Source organism: Rossellomorea sp. FM04394 (genome assembly GCF_041889765.1).
GTDB classification, from domain to species: Bacteria; Bacillota; Bacilli; order Bacillales; family Bacillaceae_B; genus Rossellomorea; species Rossellomorea aquimaris_B.
The window spans coordinates 1,803,035-1,822,327 of sequence record NZ_CP168654.1; the positions used below are offsets into that span (position 1 = coordinate 1,803,035).

Sequence of the window (19,293 nt, forward strand, 5' to 3'; positions counted from 1 at the left end):
GAAATGAAATGGTTAATCCGAAATGCACGTATTCTAGCAAAGAATGGTGACCTTGAGATAGTGGATGTGAAGGTGGAGAATCAGAAAATCATCGAGATGGGAACAGACCTCAAATGTACCGACCACCAGGAATTTCAAGCAGATGGGTTATTGATTTCCCCAGGATTTGTTGATCTTCATGTCCATTTAAGGGAACCGGGGGGCGAACACAAAGAAACAATTGAAACGGGAACAAAAGCTGCTGCAAAGGGTGGTTTCACGACCATCGCTGCAATGCCCAATACAAGACCCGTACCTGACTCAGTAGAAAATCTGCAAGCCCTTAACCAAAAGATCTCTGAAACAGCCAGTGTTCGCGTGTTACCCTATGCCGCCATCACAGAGAGACAAGTTGGGAAAACGCTTAATGACTTACCTTCCTTAAACGAAAATGGGGCATTTGCATTCACGGATGACGGGGTAGGGGTGCAATCGGCAGGCATGATGTTTGAAGCCATGAAGAAGGCAGCCGGCATCAATGCATCCATTGTGGCCCACTGTGAAGAGAATACCCTGATATATGGAGGAGCGGTCCATGATGGAACATTCTCCAAAGAGCATAACCTGAAAGGGATACCTTCCATCTGTGAAGCCGTACATATATCCCGGGATGTGCTGCTTGCAGAAGCGGCAGGCGTACATTATCACGTATGTCATATTTCAACAAAAGAGTCAGTGAGAGTAGTCCGTGATGCTAAAAGGGCAGGGATCAATGTGACTGCTGAAGTGACACCACACCATCTTCTTCTATGTGAAGAAGATATTCCAGGCCTTGATCCGAATTTCAAAATGAACCCGCCGCTTAGAAGCAAAGAAGATCGGGAAGCGTTAATAGAAGGATTGCTGGATGGCACCATCGACTTTATCGCAACGGATCATGCACCTCATACGGAAGCGGAAAAGTCTGAAGGGATGCAGCTCGCTCCTTTCGGAATTGTAGGATTGGAAACAGCCTTTCCGTTACTCTACACACACTTTGTAGAAAAAGGGATCTTCACATTGAAGCAGCTAATTGACTGGATGACGATTAAACCAAGCTCAGCCTTTAAACTTCCGTTTGGACTACTAGAAGTAGGAGGAGAAGCTGACTTTACGCTTATAGATTTAAATGAACAAAAAGTGATTGACCCAGCTGAATTTCTGTCAAAAGGAAAAAATACTCCATTTAAAGGGTGGGAGTGTAAAGGCTTTCCGAAAGCTACTTTTTATCAGGGATCTCTTGTATGGAATGAAGGAGGAAACAAACAATGAAAAGACAACTCATTTTAGACGATGGAACAGTATTCGTAGGAGAAGGATTTGGAGCGAATAAAGAAACGATTGGGGAAGTGGTCTTCAATACAAGTATGACAGGATATCAGGAAATTCTATCTGATCCATCATACTGTGGACAGCTTGTCACTTTGACTTATCCCCTCGTAGGGAACTATGGAATCAACCGCGACGATTTCGAGTCCATCACACCAGCTATCAAAGCGTTCATTGTGAGAGAGGTTGCAGACTTTCCTTCTAACTGGAGAAATGAATCAACATTGGATGAATTATTAAAAATAAAAGGTATTCCAGGAATTTCGGATATCGATACCAGAAAGTTAACAAGAATCATTAGACAGCATGGAGCAATGAAAGGCATTATTTGTTCAGCTGAATTAGATCCAAAAGAAATGATTGAGAAATTGAAAAATACAGCTCTAAGAACAGATCAAGTCATGCAGGTTTCGACCAAAACAGCTTATGCCAGTCCAGGTAGGGGATATCGTGTCGTGTTAATGGACTTTGGGATGAAACACGGAATTCTTAGAGAATTAAACAAGCGTGATTGTGACGTGATTGTGGTTCCTTACAATACGTCAGCTGAAGAGATCCGTCGCTTGCAGCCTGACGGCATCATGCTTTCAAATGGACCGGGAGATCCGAAAGATGTGCCGGAAGCCATTGAGACCATTAAAGAGCTACTGGGGGAAATTCCACTCTTCGGAATTTGTTTGGGGCATCAATTGTTTGCTCTGGCATGTGGGGGAGACTCCTTCAAAATGAAATTCGGTCACCGCGGAGGCAACCATCCGGTAAAAGATTTGACAACTGGAAAAGTAGCACTGACCTCCCAGAACCATGGCTATGCTGTAGATGAAAAATCATTGGCAGGATCAAGGCTTCAAGTTACTCACATGGCCATCAATGATGGAACAGTAGAAGGATTAAAGCATTTAGACTTCCCGGCCTTTACGGTTCAGTATCACCCGGAAGCATCTCCTGGACCTGAGGATTCAAATTACTTATTCGATGATTTCTTACAACTTATGAAAGACGAGAAAAGAAAGGAGCTTCAACATGCCTAAACGTACAGACATCAAAAGCATCTTAGTTATCGGAAGTGGACCAATCATCATAGGACAGGCGGCAGAATTCGATTATGCAGGAACTCAAGCGTGTATCGCCTTAAAAGAGGAAGGCTACCGGGTTATTCTAGTAAACTCAAACCCGGCTACAATCATGACCGACGCTGAAATGGCAGATAAAGTGTATATCGAACCACTGACACTGGAGTTTGTCAGCAGGATCATCCGTAAAGAACGTCCGGATGCCCTACTTCCTACATTAGGTGGACAAACGGGATTGAACCTGGCTGTTGAACTTGCTAAATCGGGGGTTTTAGAAGAATGCGGAGTTGAAATTCTCGGAACGAAGCTTTCTGCGATCGAGAAAGCGGAAGACCGTGACTTGTTCAGAAACTTGATGAATGAAATGGGAGAGCCGGTTCCGGAAAGTGAAATCATTCATAGCTTAGATGAAGCTTATCAATTTGTGAATGAAATCGGCTATCCAGTCATCGTCCGTCCTGCCTATACATTGGGTGGAACCGGTGGTGGAATCTGTCACAACGAAGAAGAATTGGTCGAGATCGTAAGCTCAGGATTGAAATATAGTCCTGTAACCCAGTGTCTCTTGGAGAAAAGTATTGCGGGCTTCAAAGAAATAGAATATGAGGTTATGAGAGACGCAGCCGATAACGCCATCGTGGTGTGTAATATGGAGAATATCGACCCGGTTGGAATTCATACGGGAGATTCAATTGTTGTAGCACCAAGTCAAACCTTAAGTGACCGTGAGTATCAAATGCTGCGGAATACAAGTTTAAATATCATCCGTGAGTTAGGAATAGAAGGAGGCTGTAACGTACAGCTTGCCCTGGACCCTGACAGCTTCCAGTATTACATCATAGAGGTGAATCCTAGGGTGAGCAGATCATCTGCCCTTGCATCAAAAGCGACGGGATACCCGATTGCGAAGCTTGCAGCAAAAATTGCAGTAGGACTGACCCTGGATGAAATGATGAATCCTGTAACAGGTAAAACATATGCATCATTCGAACCTGCACTGGACTATGTGGTGACAAAAATCCCAAGGTGGCCTTTTGATAAATTTGAAGCTGCCAAGCGTAACCTGGGTACGCAAATGAAAGCAACCGGTGAAGTAATGGCGATTGGCCGAACGTTTGAAGAGTCACTTCTTAAAGCGATTCGTTCACTCGAAAGCAATACGTATCATATGGAGTTAAGTGATGCTGAGCAATTTACAGACGAGTGGATCGAGAAGAGAATCCGTAAAGCAGGAGATGAACGACTCTTCTATATCGGGGAAGCACTTAGAAGAGGAGTGACGATTGAAACCATTCACGAATGGAGCAAAATCGATCTTTTCTTCCTGTATAAGATGAATAGAATTGTAGATTTCGAAAAGGAATTGACCTTGCATCCCTTCAATCTTGACATGGCTCGAAAAGCAAAGAGAATGGGCTTCTCAGACATCACCATTGCCAAGCTATGGAATTGTGCAGAAGCAGATTTGTATAGCTGGAGAAAAGAAAATCATTTAACACCTGTATATAAAATGGTAGATACTTGTGCGGCTGAGTTTGAATCAGAAACTCCTTACTTCTATGGAACATATGAGGATGAGAATGAGTCCAGGGTCACATCAAGGGAGAGTGTCATCGTTCTTGGGTCAGGACCGATCAGGATCGGTCAGGGAGTTGAATTTGATTACGCGACTGTTCACTCTGTCTGGGCCATTAAAGAAGCGGGTTATGAAGCGATCATCGTAAACAACAATCCAGAAACGGTTTCGACAGACTTCAGCATCTCGGATAAATTATATTTTGAACCTCTTACGGTAGAAGATGTGATGCACATCATTGATCTTGAGAAGCCTAAGGGAGTTGTCGTGCAGTTTGGCGGGCAAACCGCGATCAATCTTGCAGATGAGCTGGTTAGAAGAGGAGTCAAGATTCTCGGTACTTCCCTTGAAGATTTAGATCGTGCAGAAAACAGGGATAAATTCGAACATACTCTGAACGAACTTGGCATTCCTCAACCTGAAGGGAAAACAGCGGTATCTGTAGAAGGAGCCATATCCATTGCTAAAAGCATCGGATACCCGGTGCTGGTCAGACCGTCTTACGTCCTTGGTGGAAGAGCGATGGAAATTGTTTACCGGGAAGAAGAGCTTCTTCAATACATGAAGAATGCAGTGAAAGTGAATCCGCAGCATCCGGTTTTAATCGACCGTTACCTGATCGGAAAAGAAATTGAAGTGGATGCGATTTCTGACGGAGTGGACGTAGTCATCCCTGGAATCATGGAGCATATTGAACGAGCTGGAGTTCACTCTGGAGATTCCATCGCGGTTTATCCTCCACAGCAGCTCACACAAGAACAGAAACAAACGATTGTGGATTATACAACGAGACTAGCTAAAGGCTTAAACATTGTGGGGTTACTGAATATCCAATATGTCATCTCAAAAGGAGAAGTATTTGTTCTGGAAGTGAATCCACGCTCCAGCCGTACAGTGCCATTCATCAGTAAAATCACCAATGTACCGATGGCGAATATTGCAACCAAGTCCATACTTGGGATCTCCCTGAAGGAACAAGGATATGAATCAGGATTAATACCTGAAAAACATGGTGTATATGTGAAGGTTCCTGTATTCTCCTTTGCCAAGCTAAGACGGGTGGACATCACGCTGGGACCAGAAATGAAATCGACGGGAGAAGTAATGGGGAAGGATCTCACATTAGAAAAAGCCCTCTACAAAGGAATGGTTGCAGCAGGGATGCAAATGAAAGAATATGGCTCTGTACTCATGACCGTAGCAGATAAAGACAAAGACGAAGCAGTTCTTCTTGCTCAACGCTTTATCGATATCGGGTATCAAATCCTAGCAACCAAAGGTACGGCTGAGCATCTGACGAAAGCAAACATTGCCGTAAGCGAGGTGGATAAGATCGGATCCACCGGACCAACCCTGCTGGACATCATCCAAAGTGGAGAAACACAGCTTGTCATCAATACCTTGACTAAAGGAAAACAACCTGCCCGTGACGGATTTAGAATTCGTAGAGAATCTGTAGAGAACGGCATTCCATGTCTTACATCTCTGGACACTGCAGAAGCCATCCTGCGGGTGATTGAATCCATGACATTCTCTGCTGAGGCTCTTCCATCACAACCGAAGACAAGAGAGGCGGTTTTTCAATGATCGTAAATGAAAAGATGGTTGTGCTTTCTCATGAAAGAATCGCGGAAAACATCTTTGAATTAGTTCTACAAGGGGAATTGGTGAGGGAGATCAAGGCTCCTGGACAATTTGTCCATATTAAAGTGGGTACAGGAATGGACCCTTTACTTAGAAGGCCGATTTCAATCGCCTCTCACAACCCTGAAAACCTCACGATGACATTGATCTACCGTGCTGAAGGGAAGGGAACCGTTATCCTTTCAGAGGTGAAAAGAAGTGAAACAGTCGACGTTTTAGGACCTCTTGGAAATGGGTTCACAGTCGAAGACGGAAGTAAGACCGCACTGTTAGTAGGTGGAGGAATTGGAGTTCCTCCCCTCTACGGTCTTTCTAAAAAGCTGGTTGAAAATGGTTGGACAGTAAAACATATCCTCGGGTTTCAAAATGAATCCGTGAGCTTTTATGAAGACAGATTCAGGGAATTGGGTGAAACCTTTGTCGCCACAGTGGATGGAAGCCTTGGAACTTCCGGGTTTGTAACAGATGTAATACAAGAAAAAGGACCGGCCTTTGATGTGTTTTATTCCTGTGGTCCGACACCGATGCTAAAAGCACTTCAAGCCCAATTAGAGGATAAAAACGGGTTTATCTCTTTAGAAGAACGAATGGGCTGTGGAATAGGTGCATGCTTTGCATGTGTTTGTCATACACAGGATGATCCTGAAGGGTCAAGCTACGTTAAGGTTTGCAGTGATGGACCTGTATTTCCAGTAGGGGAGGTGCTTTTATGAAATCCTTACAAATCGAATTACCCGGATTATCATTAAGAAACCCGGTCATGCCAGCATCAGGATGCTTTGGCTTTGGTCGCGAATATAGTCAATTCTATGATTTAAGCGAACTTGGGGCAATTATGATCAAAGCGACCACGGAAGAAGCGCGCTTTGGAAATCCGACTCCCCGAGTTGCAGAGACGAATGCCGGTATGCTGAACGCGATTGGTTTACAAAATCCAGGACTAACCGGTGTGATGGAAAAGGAACTTCCTTGGCTTTCTCAGTATGATGTTCCCATCATCGCTAATGTGGCTGGTTCTCAAGTTGAGGATTACGTGGAGGTGGCAAGAGTCATCTCAACCGCCGAAAACGTAAAAGCCCTTGAATTGAATATCTCCTGCCCAAATGTAAAAACAGGGGGAATAGCCTTTGGTACCATCCCCGAAGTGGCAAAAGAATTGACCGAGAGAGTAAAAGAAGTATCACAGGTCCCGCTTTATGTTAAGTTATCACCGAATGTCTCCAATATTGTCGAAATGGCCAAGGCTGTTGAAGCAGGAGGAGCTGACGGACTGACGATGATCAATACACTCCTCGGGATGAGACTGGATATGAAGACAGGTAAGCCTATCCTGGCAAACAAGACAGGGGGGTTATCGGGCCCCGCCATTAAACCGGTTGCGATTCGTATGATATATGAAGTAAGTCAACAGGTTGATCTTCCGATTATCGGAATGGGGGGCATACAAACTGCTGAAGATGTGATTGAATACTTCTACGCAGGGGCAAGCGCCATAGCTGTAGGTACAGCAAACTTCGTGGATCCATTCGTGTGTCAGCGTATCATCAAAGATTTACCGCCATTACTGGCTGAACTGGGAGTGGAGCATATATCAGAGTTGACCGGAAGGAGCTGGGGGAAGCATGAATCAAAAGCCGTTTATAGCCCTTGATTTTCCAACGTGGGAGAAGACATCAATCTTTTTAGATCATTTCTCAGAAAGTTTAAATGTAAAAGTCGGCATGGAGCTATACCTTCAAAATGGACCGATTATCATCGAAAAGATATTAAATAAAAATCATCGTATTTTCCTGGATTTAAAGCTTCATGATATTCCCAATACAGTTTACGGTGCCATGAAGGGACTTGCCGGGTTAGACCTTGACTTGATCAATGTGCATGCTGCAGGCGGCAGTGTGATGATGGAAAAGGCGTTGGAAGGTTTACAAGCCGGCACACCCGCCAATCATTCACCGGCAAAACTGATAGCCGTCACTCAGTTAACTTCAACGACAGAAGAACAAATGCAGAGGGAACAATTAATACCTAAAACGATTAATGAGTCTGTCTTACATTATGCCACTCTTGCAAAAGAGGCAGGGCTCGATGGTGTGGTATGTTCTCCTCACGAATCCTCTCTTATAAAAGAGTACTGCGGAGAAGACTTTATTCGGGTGACTCCGGGGATCAGGTTGACAAATGATCAAAAAGGAGATCAAAAAAGAGTCACCACACCACGTATGGCAAGAGAAATGGGATCTTCTTTCATTGTTGTAGGGAGAAGTATTACAGGAGCAAGCAACCCGGTTGAAGCATATGAACGAATCGTACAAGAATGGGAGGGCCTTGAATGAAACAAGAAATCGCCAAAAAACTATTAGACATCGAAGCTGTATTTTTAAACCCCTCGGAGCCTTTTACATGGTCATCCGGGATCAAGTCCCCGATCTATTGTGATAATCGACTGACCTTATCTTATCCTGCAGTACGGGATGAAATCTCTACGGGTCTTGTTGAGATTATCAAAGAGAATTTCCCTCATGTCGAAGTCATTGCGGGGACTGCAACAGCTGGAATTCCACATGCTGCATGGGTGAGTGAAAAACTAAACCTTCCAATGTGTTACGTCAGGTCAAAAGCAAAGGCTCACGGAAAAGGGAAGCAGATTGAAGGGAAAGCTGCGCCGGGACAAAAAGTAGTCGTGGTTGAAGACCTCATCTCAACGGGAGGAAGCTGCATTACAGCTGTGAACGCCTTGAGAGAAGCGGGCTGTGACGTATTAGGAGTAGTCGCGATTTTCACATACGAACTGGAGAAAGGGAAAAGGATGTTTGATGAGCAAGATATTGAAGCCTATGCCCTATCCGATTATTCAAGCTTATTGGATGCAGCGGTCCAAAATGAGATTATTCGTGAAGATGAGTTAGAACAGTTAAAGCTTTGGAGAGAAGACCCAGAGAATTGGGGAATGTAAGGGGAAAGCAACTCGTTGGTGAGTTGCTTTTTAATTTTTGAGGGGTAGGGAACCGTCCCCTGACGACCAATTAAAAAGCACTCCCACCCAATCCCAATTCAGACTGAGTGAAAGTGCCTCATTGCTAAAGTCAATCTTTCAATGATCGAACCAGATCCAAATCAGGTGTCACATACACGGTTTGCTGTCCTTCATAAATGACAAACCCAGGCTTGGCTCCTTTTGGTTTTTTTACCTGTTTGACTTGAGTGAAATCAACAGGTACCGAGCTTGATTCTCGTGCTTTACTGAAGTAGGCAGCAATGTTAGCCGCTTCCTTGATCGTCTCCTCAGAAGGATTCTGACTTTTGATTACTACGTGGGAGCCGGGAATATCCTTCGTGTGAAGCCAAATCTCTTCCCTGCCTGCGACTCTGTTCGTTAGATAATCGTTTTGTTTATTGTTTTTTCCAACTAAGATTTGTGTGCCATCGCTTGATGTGTAGTTTTCCAGAACGGGCTTTACATTGGCTTTTTTCTTTTTCGTCTGCTTGCGGACCCTCAGGTAACCTTCTTCCTCGAGTTCTTCTCTGATTTCTTCTACATCTTTGGTAGATGCCGATTCTAATTGCTGAAGTAATTGCTCTAGATACTTAATCTCATCGTCGGCTTTTTCGATTTGCTCATGAACGATTTTCACTGCATTCTTTGCTTTTTGATAGCGAGAGAAATAGTTTTGGGCATTATCAGATGGAGACTTTTGTGGGTTGAGGGGGATGGTAATGCTTTCCCCGTTTTCATCGTAGTAATTTACAACGCTAACCTCAGTCATACCCCGTTCAACGGCATATAAATTCGATGTAAGTAGTTCACCCAGCAATTGATACCGATCAGCCTGTCGGGCATCCTCTAATGTTTGCTTTAATTTTTCGATTTTATTTACATTTTTATCACGTTCGTTTCGAATGAATCGTTCCAAATCGTTTCCTTGCTGCTTGACCCGGTCTCTTGCAGCCTTCTGATAGAAGAACCGGTCTAATAATTCACTTAACGAAGGAAAGGTTTGTTTCTCTCCTTGAAGATGTTCAAGATCCATCCAGTAAAACGTTTCTCTTTCTCCGCTAATGAGGGTTGGTGTTGAGTCATTCGATTTTGCATGCTGAATCAATTCTATGAATGATTCAGCAATGGTCGACTGGCTTCCGATTCCAGCCCGGTGTACAACTTCCTTCGCATATAGAGGAGAAATTCCTGCAAAGGATTGAACGATCTGCTTATCTAGTTTGCCGGAATTAAAGTCCAGTGCTCTTAGGACATCATCACTTGTTGCTTCAAGAGGATTTCTTTTATCCTGCTGAGGGGGGAGAACATACGTATGTCCTGGTAAAACGGTACGATGGGTGTTCATACTTGGTGAAATATGCTTGATACTATCCAAAATCATATTACGTTCCTTATCAACTAAGATAATATTGCTGTGTCGTCCCATGATCTCAATAATCAATTGTTTATATGAAATATCACCGATTTCATTTCTTCCTTTCACTTCGAATATAATCATCCGGTCTAACCCAACTTGTTTGATTCCTTCCACAATGTACCCTTCCAGATGCTTACGTAAGAGCATGCAGAACATAGGAGGAACAGAAGGATTTTCGTAGTTTTCGTTGGTTAATTGTACCCTGGAATAATTGGGGTGGGCAGATAATAGAACTTTGTGATTTTTTCCATTAGCCCGGATAATCATAATGATTTCATTTTTATAAGGTTGATGTATTTTATTAATCCGTCCGTGTAATACGTTTTCATTCAATTCTCGCGTCATGCTTCTCGTAAATAATCCATCAAATGACATATAAAACATCCTCTACTTTAAACGGTTTCAATCGTTTTTAATTCTATCCGACTTTGTCAACATCTCTGTGTATCAAATGTAATCGATTTTACCCCTCTAAACGATAAAATGCAAAACATACATAAATCATATCATTTTTTAGGACGAGTCTGAATAAGAATGCTATGAGAAGGGACAACTTTTCGTATCGTAGGAGGAGAGTGAAATGGTTGCATGAAATTTCATGAGATGAGACAAGAGGATATAGAGCAGTCATTGAATACCAATTATCAAGAAGGTCTTTCAACAGAAGATGTAGCTAAGAGACGGAACCAATATGGCTACAATCAATTAGAAGAAGCTGAGAAGCAATCGGCTTTGTTATTATTTTTCAGTCAATTTAAGGACTTTATGGTTCTTGTGTTATTGGCAGCCACACTCATTTCAGGATTACTTGGAGAATACATCGATGCGATTGCAATCATTGCCATTGTATTAATCAACGGTTTTTTAGGTTTTTTTCAAGAGCGTAAAGCAGAAAGGTCCCTACAGGCTTTAAAGGAACTCTCAGCACCTCAGGTTTCAGTGTTAAGGGATGGAAAATGGGTGAAAATTGCTTCAAAAGAAGTCATCATTGGAGATATTATACGCTTTGGAAGCGGGGATCGGATTGGGGCAGATGTACGCCTCATTGAAGCAAATAGCCTGGAAATAGAGGAATCTGCCTTAACGGGGGAATCTGTACCTGTTATTAAAGGAACGAACCCTGTTAATGGCGAAAATATGAGTCTCGGAGATTTAGAGAACATGGCCTTTATGGGGACGTTGGTTACAAGGGGAAATGGAATTGGAGTGGTTACATCGATTGGAATGAAAACAGCGATGGGACAAATCGCTGATATGATTCAAAAAGCAGAAACGATGATAACCCCACTTCAAAGAAAGCTTGAGGAATTAGGGAAAATACTGATCACGGTTGCCCTCGTGTTAACGGCTTTAGTCGTAGGAATCGGTGTAATCCAAGGCCATGACATGTACACCATGTTCTTAGCGGGAGTTTCTTTGGCTGTAGCGGCTATTCCTGAAGGGTTACCGGCAATTGTAACCGTTGCCCTTTCCCTCGGTGTTCAGCGGATGATCAAGAAAAAAGCGATCGTTAGAAAGCTGCCGGCTGTTGAAACATTAGGCTGTGCATCGGTTATATGCTCAGATAAAACAGGGACTCTGACTCAAAATAAGATGACGGTCACACATCTCTGGAGTGGAGGCAGGACGTGGACGGTAACGGGGATCGGATACGAGCCGGACGGCCAATTCTACAACGGGGAACAAAGGGTGACACCTCACAATGAGAATGCCCTGCAACAATTATTAACCTTTGGAATGCTATGCAATCATGCAGAACTTGTTACACGTGAAGAAGGCTTTGTGGTTGATGGCGATCCCACAGAAGGGGCTCTACTTGTTGCGGGATTGAAAGCTGGATTAAGCCGGGAGTCTTTGCAGAAAAAATTTACGGTTGTAAAAGAATTTCCCTTTGATTCTACTAGAAAGATGATGAGTATTATCGTTGTGGATCAAAATGGGAAACACTTTTCTGTAACGAAAGGTGCTCCGGATGTATTAGTCGCTAAAAGCGAGTCCTTCTTGTGGGAAGGAAGACTTCAATATAAAACAACTGAAATTTCCCGGAAAGTGGAAGAGGCTATCAGCGAGATGTCTTCCAATGCCCTGCGAAACATTGCGATTGCGTATAAACCGCTCAATGAAAGATCCATGGAAGGGATTACTGAACAAGAAATTGAAGAAGGAGTCACCTTCATTGGATTGCAAGGTATGATTGATCCTCCAAGACCTGAAGTGAAGCAGGCGGTCAAAGAATGTCGCGCAGCCGGTATCAAGACGGTCATGATTACTGGCGACCATATCTTAACCGCTAAAGCGATTGCTAAACAGCTCGGGATCTTAAAAAACAAGGATCGGGTTCTGGATGGAAAAGCGTTAAATCAAATGGAAGTACATGAATTGGAAGAGATTGTGGACGATGTATCGGTATTTGCACGTGTTTCTCCTGAGCATAAATTAAAAATAGTCAAAGCCCTGCAAAACAGGGGTCATGTAGTGGCGATGACCGGGGATGGAGTAAATGACGCTCCTGCTATAAAATCTTCCGATATTGGAGTGGCCATGGGGATAACAGGTACGGACGTGGCAAAGGAGTCCTCCTCACTGGTCCTGTTGGATGATAACTTTGCGACGATTAAATCGGCGATTCAGGAGGGTAGGAACATCTATGAAAATATCAGAAAGTTTATCCGGTACCTGCTGGCTTCGAATGTCGGTGAAATTCTCGTCATGCTATTTGCTATGATCCTGGCCCTTCCGCTTCCATTGGTGCCGATTCAGATTCTTTGGGTAAACCTTGTGACAGATGGGCTTCCTGCCATGGCGCTGGGTCTTGATAAGCCTGAAGATGATGTAATGAAGAGAAAGCCAAGGCATCCGAAAGAAGGGGTGTTTGCACGGGGACTAGGTTGGAAAGTAGTGTCAAGGGGATTCTTAATCGGAGGAGTCACTTTACTTGCATTTATGTTGTCTTATAAGACTCACCCTGATCACTTGGCATATGCCCAAACGGTCGCCTTTGCTACATTGGTTATGGCACAGCTGATACATGTTTTCGACTGTCGAAGTGAAGTATCGGTATTTTCAAGAAATCCGTTTGGAAACATGTATCTGGTGTGGGCAGTGTTATCTTCACTTGTATTAATGCTTCTCGTAATCTACATCCCATCCTTGCAGCCGATCTTCCATACAGTACCAATCGCGATGAAAGACTGGTTCTTGATCATCGGATTAAGCTCCGTTCCAACGTTTTTGCTGGCAGGGTCATTTTTCGCAAGAAAAAAACAGTGAAATGTGGTATAATCCTAAAGGTAATAGAGAATCGCCTCTATTACCTTTTTTATATAGTGTGAATGCACGTATGAAATCATATGAAATCAGTAGATCTACATACGAATACCGTCAAAAGATTGGATGTGATCGTAATGGTTGTCAGTATGACAGGCTTTGGAAGAAGCAAAGTAGACTCTGAACAACATACTGTAACGGTTGAAATGAAATCCGTTAATCACAGATTCAGTGAATGTTACATAAGAATGCCCCGCCAATTAATGAAACTTGAGGATAAAATTAAAAAACAAGTATCCCAGTCCGTTAAGAGGGGGAAAGTGGATATTTTCATCACCATAACCGGTGATGGCTTAGTACATAAAAATCTACATATTGACTGGAAGCTCATTCAAGATTATTATCAGTTAGTAAATAAAGTGAAAGAAACCTTCTCCTTAAAAGATGAAGTGCAATTAGCCCACCTCTTAAACAGAGAAGAATTTGTGTTGATTGAAGAATCGGAAGATGAAAATGAAGAACTTGAGCATTTGGTGTTAAAAGCTGTAGAACAAGCGGCAATTGACCTTAGGTTAATGCGGGAAAAAGAAGGACAGCTTCTCAAGAAGGATTTTCTCTCCCACCTCAATCATTTAGAGAACAAATTGGTTGAACTTACCAATCATGCTCCCCAAGTGGTCAATCAATACAGGGAACGATTAAGAAAAAGGATTCTTGAATACAATGAAACTTCCTTTGATGAAAGTCGTTTACTTACGGAAGTTGCCATTTTTGCTGATAAATCGGATATTACCGAGGAACTGACGAGATTGGAAAGTCACATTCAGTATTTTTATTCCACATTGACTGGTGAAGGGCCTGTAGGCAGGAAGCTTGATTTCATAATTCAGGAAATGAACCGGGAAGTGAACACAATTGGTTCGAAAGCAAATGATTCCTTTATCGCCACGATTGTGGTGGAACTGAAATCAACACTCGAGAAGCTAAGAGAACAAGTGCAAAATGTAGAATAAGAAGTTTAGTTTCCCGTCATTCCGGCGAAACTAAACTATTGATTAGGAGGAGCGTTATGTCGATCAAGCTCATCAATATAGGATTTGGAAATATCGTTTCAGCTAACCGGATCATCTCCATTGTCAGTCCCGAATCAGCACCGATCAAACGCTTGATTCAGGATGCAAGAGACCGGGGAACACTTGTTGATGCTACATACGGAAGAAGAACAAGAGCGGTTATTATTACGGATAGCGATCACGTTATTCTTTCAGCTGTTCAACCCGAAACCGTTGCTCATCGTTTAACGGATAAAGAGGATATAGTAGAAGAAGGGCAGGGTAAATAAATGAAAGAAAAAGGATTGCTGATCGTTCTATCCGGACCTTCAGGTGTCGGAAAAGGAACCGTTCGTAAAGCGATTTTTTCCCAAAAAGATACAAAATTTGAATATTCCATCTCCATGACCACTCGTAAACCCCGAGAAGGCGAAGTGGATGGTGTAGATTATTTCTTTAAAACAAGAGAAGAGTTTGAAGTGCTTATAGAGCAAGGAAAGCTCTTGGAGTATGCAGAGTTCGTTGGGAACTATTATGGCACTCCGGTTGATTATGTTCGAGAAACACTTGATGCAGGAAGAGATGTTTTTCTTGAAATTGAAGTACAAGGTGCACAGCAGGTCAGGGATAAATTCCCTGAAGGTTTATTTATCTTCCTGGCACCCCCTAGTCTTTCTGAACTTCAGAACCGCCTCGTAACAAGAGGGACTGAAACGGATGATTTGATCCAGGGCAGAATGAATACAGCAAGAAAAGAAATCGAAATGATGAATCTATATGATTACATTGTTGAAAATGATCAAATAGAAAATGCCGTAAACAAGATTAAATCCATTGTTCAGGCAGAACACTGTAAACGGGAACGAGTGCAACAACGATACTTAAATATGCTGGAGGTTGAATAAATGTTAAACCCATCCATTGATTCATTAATGAAAAAGATCGATTCTAAATATTCGTTAGTCAGTATCGCGGCTAAGCGAGCGAGAAATCTTCAAGACACCGGGGATTACCGTTTGAACCAATATGAGTCTCAAAAGTTTGTAGGAAAAGCTCTTGAAGAAATTCAGGCCGGTCAACTATCTATGAAAGAAAGAGACGCTAAAGCTGTTTATTCTGATGAATAAGCATCAGCATGCTTAATGATAAACTCTAAGGGGTTGACTCGAAAGATTTCATGATCTTTTCGAGACAACCCTATTTTCTTTTTCTATCAATATCCTTCATAATAAAGGAAGTATAAAGAGTAATGGGGGAAAGTAGAATGATCAAGGGGAAAAAAATACTGCTATGTGTATCTGGTGGAATTGCTGTATATAAAGCGGCTGCTTTAACGAGCAAGCTGGTCCAAAGCGGTGCGGAAGTGAAAGTCATCATGACTGATTCAGCTCGAAAATTTGTGGCTCCACTTACCTTCCAAGCATTATCCCGTCAAGATGTATACTGGGATACCTTTGATGAAAAGGATTCGGCAAAGATTGCTCATATAGACTTAGCTGACTGGGCGGATCTTGTACTCGTAGCACCAGCAACAGCCAACATCATCGGGAAGCTTGCGAACGGGATTGCAGATGACATGATATCAACAACCATTCTGGCAACGACATCCAAAGTTTGGATTGCCCCTGCCATGAATGTACATATGTATGATCACCCGGCGGTGAAACGAAACATTAATACCCTTTTTGGCTTTGGCTACGAATTTGTCGAACCAAGTGAAGGGTATTTAGCTTGTGGATACGTTGGAAAAGGAAGATTAGAAGAACCTGAAAGAGTAGTGGAATTGATTGATCGCTATTTTTCAGATCATGATCGTGAAGGACTGCTTTTACAAGGCAAAAGAGTAGTGATTACAGCAGGCCCTACGAGAGAAATGGTTGATCCTGTAAGATTCTTCTCCAATCGATCAACCGGGAAAATGGGCTATGCCTTTGCAGAAGCTGCCGTTTCCCTTGGGGCTCAGGTCGTATTGATTTCAGGACCTTCCCATTTACCGGTTCCCCGGGGTGTTGAATTGGTATCCGTCATGAGTGCTGAAGACATGTACAACGCGGTTCATGCAGCTTTCCCGACAGCGGATATCGTGGTGAAGAGCGCAGCGGTGGCTGATTATCGTCCGAGGGAAATATTTGAGGATAAGTTAAAGAAAAAAGATGGAAATCTAGTGATTGAATTCGAAAGAACGAAGGATATATTAAAAAGTCTTGGAGACATAAAGAATCATCAATATCTTATCGGATTTGCGGCAGAAACTACAAATGTTGAGGAGTATGCCAAGGCTAAACTTGAAAAGAAACGGGCAGATATGATCGTGGCAAATAATGTGAAAGAAACTGGGTCAGGCTTTGGTACCGATACAAACCGGGTGTCGATCGTTACAAAAGGCGGGGACGTTAGGGATTTGCCGTTATTATCAAAAGTGGATGTAGCCAAAGAAATCTATAAAGAAGCAGTCCGGCAAATAAAGAAGGGTACGCCACATGAACGTAGCTAGTGTAATCGTCGATGTCCCTGCCATGCAAACGGATCGCACCTACGATTATAGTATCCCGGATGAATGGAGAGGCAGTATCCTTCCCGGCATGAGGGTAGTTGTTCCGTTTGGACCAAGAAAAATTCAAGGTTTTGTGATTGAATTAAAGGAAAAAGGCGAAGTGTCGAAACTCAAACCGGTCATTGAGCCAATGGATCTTGTACCGGTTCTCAATAACGAACTCCTGGCGCTGGGGAACTGGCTGACAGAGAAGACCCTTTGTTTTAAAATCTCTGCTTTTCAATCGATGCTGCCTGCAGCCATGAAGGCGAAATACGAAAAATTCTTTCAGCTCGAAGGAAACATGGGACCTGGCGGGCTCCATCACTCTTTGCAGCGCTTCTTTCAGCAGGGGAGAGAAGTTTCCTGGAAAGCGATTGAAGAAAGCGGGCTTTTACCTCTCATTCATAAAGAGGTTAAGAATGGTTCTGTTGAAGTGATATACAGGGTGAAAGCCAAGGGGAATAAGAAAACGGTGAGAAGACTCTATCTTAATATTCAAGACGATGATTTAGAAGAGATAAAGAACAGCCTGCCCCCTCAAGCAAGTAAGCAGAAACAGATCATAGAGTACATGAGTGATTCTGCTCCGGGGGGGGACGGGATACTTGCTTCGACCCTCCTTGAAGAGATGGCGACCACCTCATCTACCGTTAAATCATTAGTCAATAAAGGTCTTCTGATTGAGAAAAACGTTGAAATGTATCGTGACCCTTTTGAAAACAGAACATTTGAGAAGACCTCACCCCTGACGTTGACGTCCCAACAGGACCAAGCGATTCGTCCTATACTGAACACCATCGATCAACATAAACATCATACATTCCTTCTTTACGGTGTAACAGGGAGTGGTAAAACAGAAATTTACCTGCAATCCATTCAACGGGTCTTACAAGAAGGGAAGGAAGCGATTGTATTGGTTCCTGAAATATCGCTTACCCCCCAAATGGTCCACCGTTTTAAGGGCCGTTTCGGAGATGATGTGGCTGTATTGCACAGTGGTTTGTCCGTTGGCGAAAAGTATGATGAGTGGAGGAAGATTCAGCGTAAGGAAGTAAAAGTGGTGGTTGGTGCCCGCTCAGCCGTTTTTGCTCCTTTTGAAAATATCGGCATAATCATTATCGATGAAGAGCATGAGACGAGTTATAAGCAAGAGGAAAATCCCCGGTATCATGCTAAGGACGTCGCCATTTATCGAGGGGAATATCATCAGTGCCCTGTGATCTTAGGAAGTGCTACGCCTTCTTTGGAATCCTTTGCGCGAGCATCGAAAGGTGTATATGAGCTTCTCACCTTGGATAAACGTATGAATGACGGACCATTACCTTCCGTGGACATTGTGGATATGAGAGAGGAGCTGAGGAAAGGGAACCGTTCCATGTTCTCAACAGAACTATTCGAGAAGCTTCAGGACCGGATGGCAAAAGGAGAGCAAACTGTTCTCTTCCTGAATAGACGGGGACATTCTTCATTCATCATGTGCAGGGATTGCGGCTTTGTCCTTCAGTGTCCAAACTGCGACATATCCTTGACCTATCATCGTTTTTCAAATGGAATGAAATGTCACTATTGCGGTTACGAAGAGGGAGTTCCAAGTACTTGTCCTGAATGTACGAGTGAGCATATTCGTTATTTTGGAACCGGAACTCAAAAGGTAGAGGAGGAATTGACAAAACTCATACCAGATGCTCGTATCATTCGTATGGATGTAGATACAACGTCTCGAAAAGGCTCCCATGAAAAACTTTTGACAGCCTTTGGAGAAGGTAAGGCGGATATCCTGCTTGGTACTCAAATGATTGCGAAGGGTCTCGATTTTCCCAATATCACTCTTGTGGGGGTCCTCAGTGCGGATACGATGCTCCATCTGCCTGATTTCAGAGCAGCAGAAAAGACGTTTCAATTACTGACTCAAGTGAGTGGTCGAGCCGGCAGGCACACGCTGCCCGGAGAAGTAGTGATTCAAACGTATACACCTGAGCATTATTCAATCGAGTTAGCATCAAATCACGATTACAATCGTTTTTATCAGCAGGAAATGATGATGAGGAAAATGGGATCCTACCCTCCTTTTTATTACATCACTCTAATCACATTAAGTCATGAAGACCTAATGAAAGTAGTGGACATTGCAGAGAAGATGACGAACTATATTCGGTCAAAGCTATCCGGCACAACGATTATTCTTGGCCCCGTTGCGTCACCGATCCCCAGGATAAAGAATAGATATCGCTATCAATGTTTGATAAAATACAAGCGGGAACCAAATCTTGGCACTACATTAAAGACAGTATTAGATCAGTACCAGCAGCAATATGCATCACAAGGGTTATCAATCTCCATTGATGTGAACCCTTATATGATGATGTAACGCTATTTATACGGAAAA

At 43.1% G+C, this 19,293-nt stretch carries 15 protein-coding genes; 14 read left to right on the forward strand and 1 reads right to left on the reverse strand.

Annotation, left to right across the window (positions count from 1 at the left end; genetic code table 11):
* Positions 1–3 precede the first annotated feature (3 nt).
* Genes ACCB35_RS09065 through pyrE form a run of 7 tightly spaced genes read left to right on the forward strand, consistent with a single transcriptional unit; the run spans position 4 to position 8,593 of the window.
* Positions 4–1,290 (forward strand): dihydroorotase, encoded by a 1,287-nt coding sequence (locus tag ACCB35_RS09065; RefSeq protein WP_374056605.1) that lies wholly within the window; start codon positions 4–6, stop codon positions 1,288–1,290.
* Positions 1,287–2,378 (forward strand): carbamoyl phosphate synthase small subunit, encoded by a 1,092-nt coding sequence (locus ACCB35_RS09070; protein WP_374056606.1) that lies wholly within the window; start codon positions 1,287–1,289, stop codon positions 2,376–2,378. The genes ACCB35_RS09065 and ACCB35_RS09070 overlap by 4 nt, the downstream gene beginning before the upstream one ends.
* Positions 2,371–5,583, forward strand: coding sequence for a carbamoyl-phosphate synthase large subunit (carB, locus tag ACCB35_RS09075; protein WP_374056607.1), 3,213 nt, complete (start codon positions 2,371–2,373; stop codon positions 5,581–5,583). Before ACCB35_RS09070 ends, carB begins: the two co-directional genes overlap by 8 nt.
* The gene (locus ACCB35_RS09080) at positions 5,580–6,353 is read left to right on the forward strand and encodes a dihydroorotate dehydrogenase electron transfer subunit (protein ID WP_374056608.1); all 774 of its coding nucleotides are present in this window, start codon (positions 5,580–5,582) and stop codon (positions 6,351–6,353) included. The genes carB and ACCB35_RS09080 overlap by 4 nt, the downstream gene beginning before the upstream one ends.
* The gene (locus tag ACCB35_RS09085) at positions 6,350–7,291 is read left to right on the forward strand and encodes a dihydroorotate dehydrogenase (RefSeq protein WP_044337452.1); all 942 of its coding nucleotides are present in this window, start codon (positions 6,350–6,352) and stop codon (positions 7,289–7,291) included. The genes ACCB35_RS09080 and ACCB35_RS09085 overlap by 4 nt, the downstream gene beginning before the upstream one ends.
* Positions 7,263–7,973 (forward strand): orotidine-5'-phosphate decarboxylase, encoded by a 711-nt coding sequence (gene pyrF / locus ACCB35_RS09090; protein WP_044337451.1) that lies wholly within the window; start codon positions 7,263–7,265, stop codon positions 7,971–7,973. The genes ACCB35_RS09085 and pyrF overlap by 29 nt, the downstream gene beginning before the upstream one ends.
* Positions 7,970–8,593, forward strand: coding sequence for an orotate phosphoribosyltransferase (pyrE, locus tag ACCB35_RS09095; protein WP_374056609.1), 624 nt, complete (start codon positions 7,970–7,972; stop codon positions 8,591–8,593). The genes pyrF and pyrE overlap by 4 nt, the downstream gene beginning before the upstream one ends.
* Positions 8,594–8,723: 130 nt before the next feature.
* Here the strand turns inward: pyrE and ACCB35_RS09100 are convergent, their stop codons facing one another.
* Entirely contained in the window at positions 8,724–10,427 is a 1,704-nt protein-coding gene (locus ACCB35_RS09100) for an NFACT family protein (protein ID WP_374056610.1), read from the reverse strand.
* A 213-nt stretch (positions 10,428–10,640) separates the two neighbouring features.
* Between ACCB35_RS09100 and ACCB35_RS09105 the strand changes: the two genes are divergently transcribed.
* The 7 genes from ACCB35_RS09105 to priA all read left to right on the forward strand — a co-directional run bounded on the left by ACCB35_RS09105 (position 10,641) and on the right by priA (position 19,275).
* Entirely contained in the window at positions 10,641–13,322 is a 2,682-nt protein-coding gene (locus ACCB35_RS09105) for a cation-translocating P-type ATPase (protein ID WP_374056611.1), read from the forward strand.
* A 134-nt stretch (positions 13,323–13,456) separates the two neighbouring features.
* Complete coding sequence (locus tag ACCB35_RS09110; protein WP_374056981.1) at positions 13,457–14,332, forward strand: YicC/YloC family endoribonuclease; 876 nt, start codon at positions 13,457–13,459, stop codon at positions 14,330–14,332.
* Positions 14,333–14,388: 56 nt separating this feature from the next.
* Entirely contained in the window at positions 14,389–14,661 is a 273-nt protein-coding gene (remA, locus tag ACCB35_RS09115; RefSeq protein ID WP_044337446.1) for an extracellular matrix/biofilm regulator RemA, read from the forward strand.
* Complete coding sequence (gmk, locus tag ACCB35_RS09120) at positions 14,662–15,276, forward strand: guanylate kinase (protein WP_044337445.1); 615 nt, start codon at positions 14,662–14,664, stop codon at positions 15,274–15,276.
* On the forward strand, positions 15,277–15,498 hold the full coding sequence (gene rpoZ, locus ACCB35_RS09125; protein ID WP_044337444.1) for a DNA-directed RNA polymerase subunit omega: 222 nt from the start codon (positions 15,277–15,279) through the stop codon (positions 15,496–15,498).
* A 137-nt stretch (positions 15,499–15,635) separates the two neighbouring features.
* Positions 15,636–16,865, forward strand: a complete 1,230-nt coding sequence (gene coaBC, locus ACCB35_RS09130; protein ID WP_374056612.1) for a bifunctional phosphopantothenoylcysteine decarboxylase/phosphopantothenate--cysteine ligase CoaBC — start codon at positions 15,636–15,638, stop codon at positions 16,863–16,865.
* On the forward strand, positions 16,852–19,275 hold the full coding sequence (priA, locus tag ACCB35_RS09135; RefSeq protein WP_374056613.1) for a primosomal protein N': 2,424 nt from the start codon (positions 16,852–16,854) through the stop codon (positions 19,273–19,275). The genes coaBC and priA overlap by 14 nt, the downstream gene beginning before the upstream one ends.
* The last annotated feature ends 18 nt before the right edge of the window (positions 19,276–19,293 follow it).

What these genes read in the sequence shown, in the direction of transcription:
- ACCB35_RS09065 (WP_374056605.1), top strand. Translation starts at nt 4, where the DNA reads ATGAAATGGTTAATCCGAAATGCACGTATTCTAGCAAAGAATGGTGAC.
- ACCB35_RS09070 (WP_374056606.1), top strand. Translation starts at nt 1,287, where the DNA reads ATGAAAAGACAACTCATTTTAGACGATGGAACAGTATTCGTAGGAGAA.
- carB (WP_374056607.1), top strand. Translation starts at nt 2,371, where the DNA reads ATGCCTAAACGTACAGACATCAAAAGCATCTTAGTTATCGGAAGTGGA.
- ACCB35_RS09080 (WP_374056608.1), top strand. Translation starts at nt 5,580, where the DNA reads ATGATCGTAAATGAAAAGATGGTTGTGCTTTCTCATGAAAGAATCGCG.
- ACCB35_RS09085 (WP_044337452.1), top strand. Translation starts at nt 6,350, where the DNA reads ATGAAATCCTTACAAATCGAATTACCCGGATTATCATTAAGAAACCCG.
- pyrF (WP_044337451.1), top strand. Translation starts at nt 7,263, where the DNA reads ATGAATCAAAAGCCGTTTATAGCCCTTGATTTTCCAACGTGGGAGAAG.
- pyrE (WP_374056609.1), top strand. Translation starts at nt 7,970, where the DNA reads ATGAAACAAGAAATCGCCAAAAAACTATTAGACATCGAAGCTGTATTT.
- ACCB35_RS09100 (WP_374056610.1), bottom strand. Translation starts at nt 10,427, where the DNA reads ATGTCATTTGATGGATTATTTACGAGAAGCATGACGCGAGAATTGAAT.
- ACCB35_RS09105 (WP_374056611.1), top strand. Translation starts at nt 10,641, where the DNA reads ATGAAATTTCATGAGATGAGACAAGAGGATATAGAGCAGTCATTGAAT.
- ACCB35_RS09110 (WP_374056981.1), top strand. Translation starts at nt 13,457, where the DNA reads ATGGTTGTCAGTATGACAGGCTTTGGAAGAAGCAAAGTAGACTCTGAA.
- remA (WP_044337446.1), top strand. Translation starts at nt 14,389, where the DNA reads ATGTCGATCAAGCTCATCAATATAGGATTTGGAAATATCGTTTCAGCT.
- gmk (WP_044337445.1), top strand. Translation starts at nt 14,662, where the DNA reads ATGAAAGAAAAAGGATTGCTGATCGTTCTATCCGGACCTTCAGGTGTC.
- rpoZ (WP_044337444.1), top strand. Translation starts at nt 15,277, where the DNA reads ATGTTAAACCCATCCATTGATTCATTAATGAAAAAGATCGATTCTAAA.
- coaBC (WP_374056612.1), top strand. Translation starts at nt 15,636, where the DNA reads ATGATCAAGGGGAAAAAAATACTGCTATGTGTATCTGGTGGAATTGCT.
- priA (WP_374056613.1), top strand. Translation starts at nt 16,852, where the DNA reads ATGAACGTAGCTAGTGTAATCGTCGATGTCCCTGCCATGCAAACGGAT.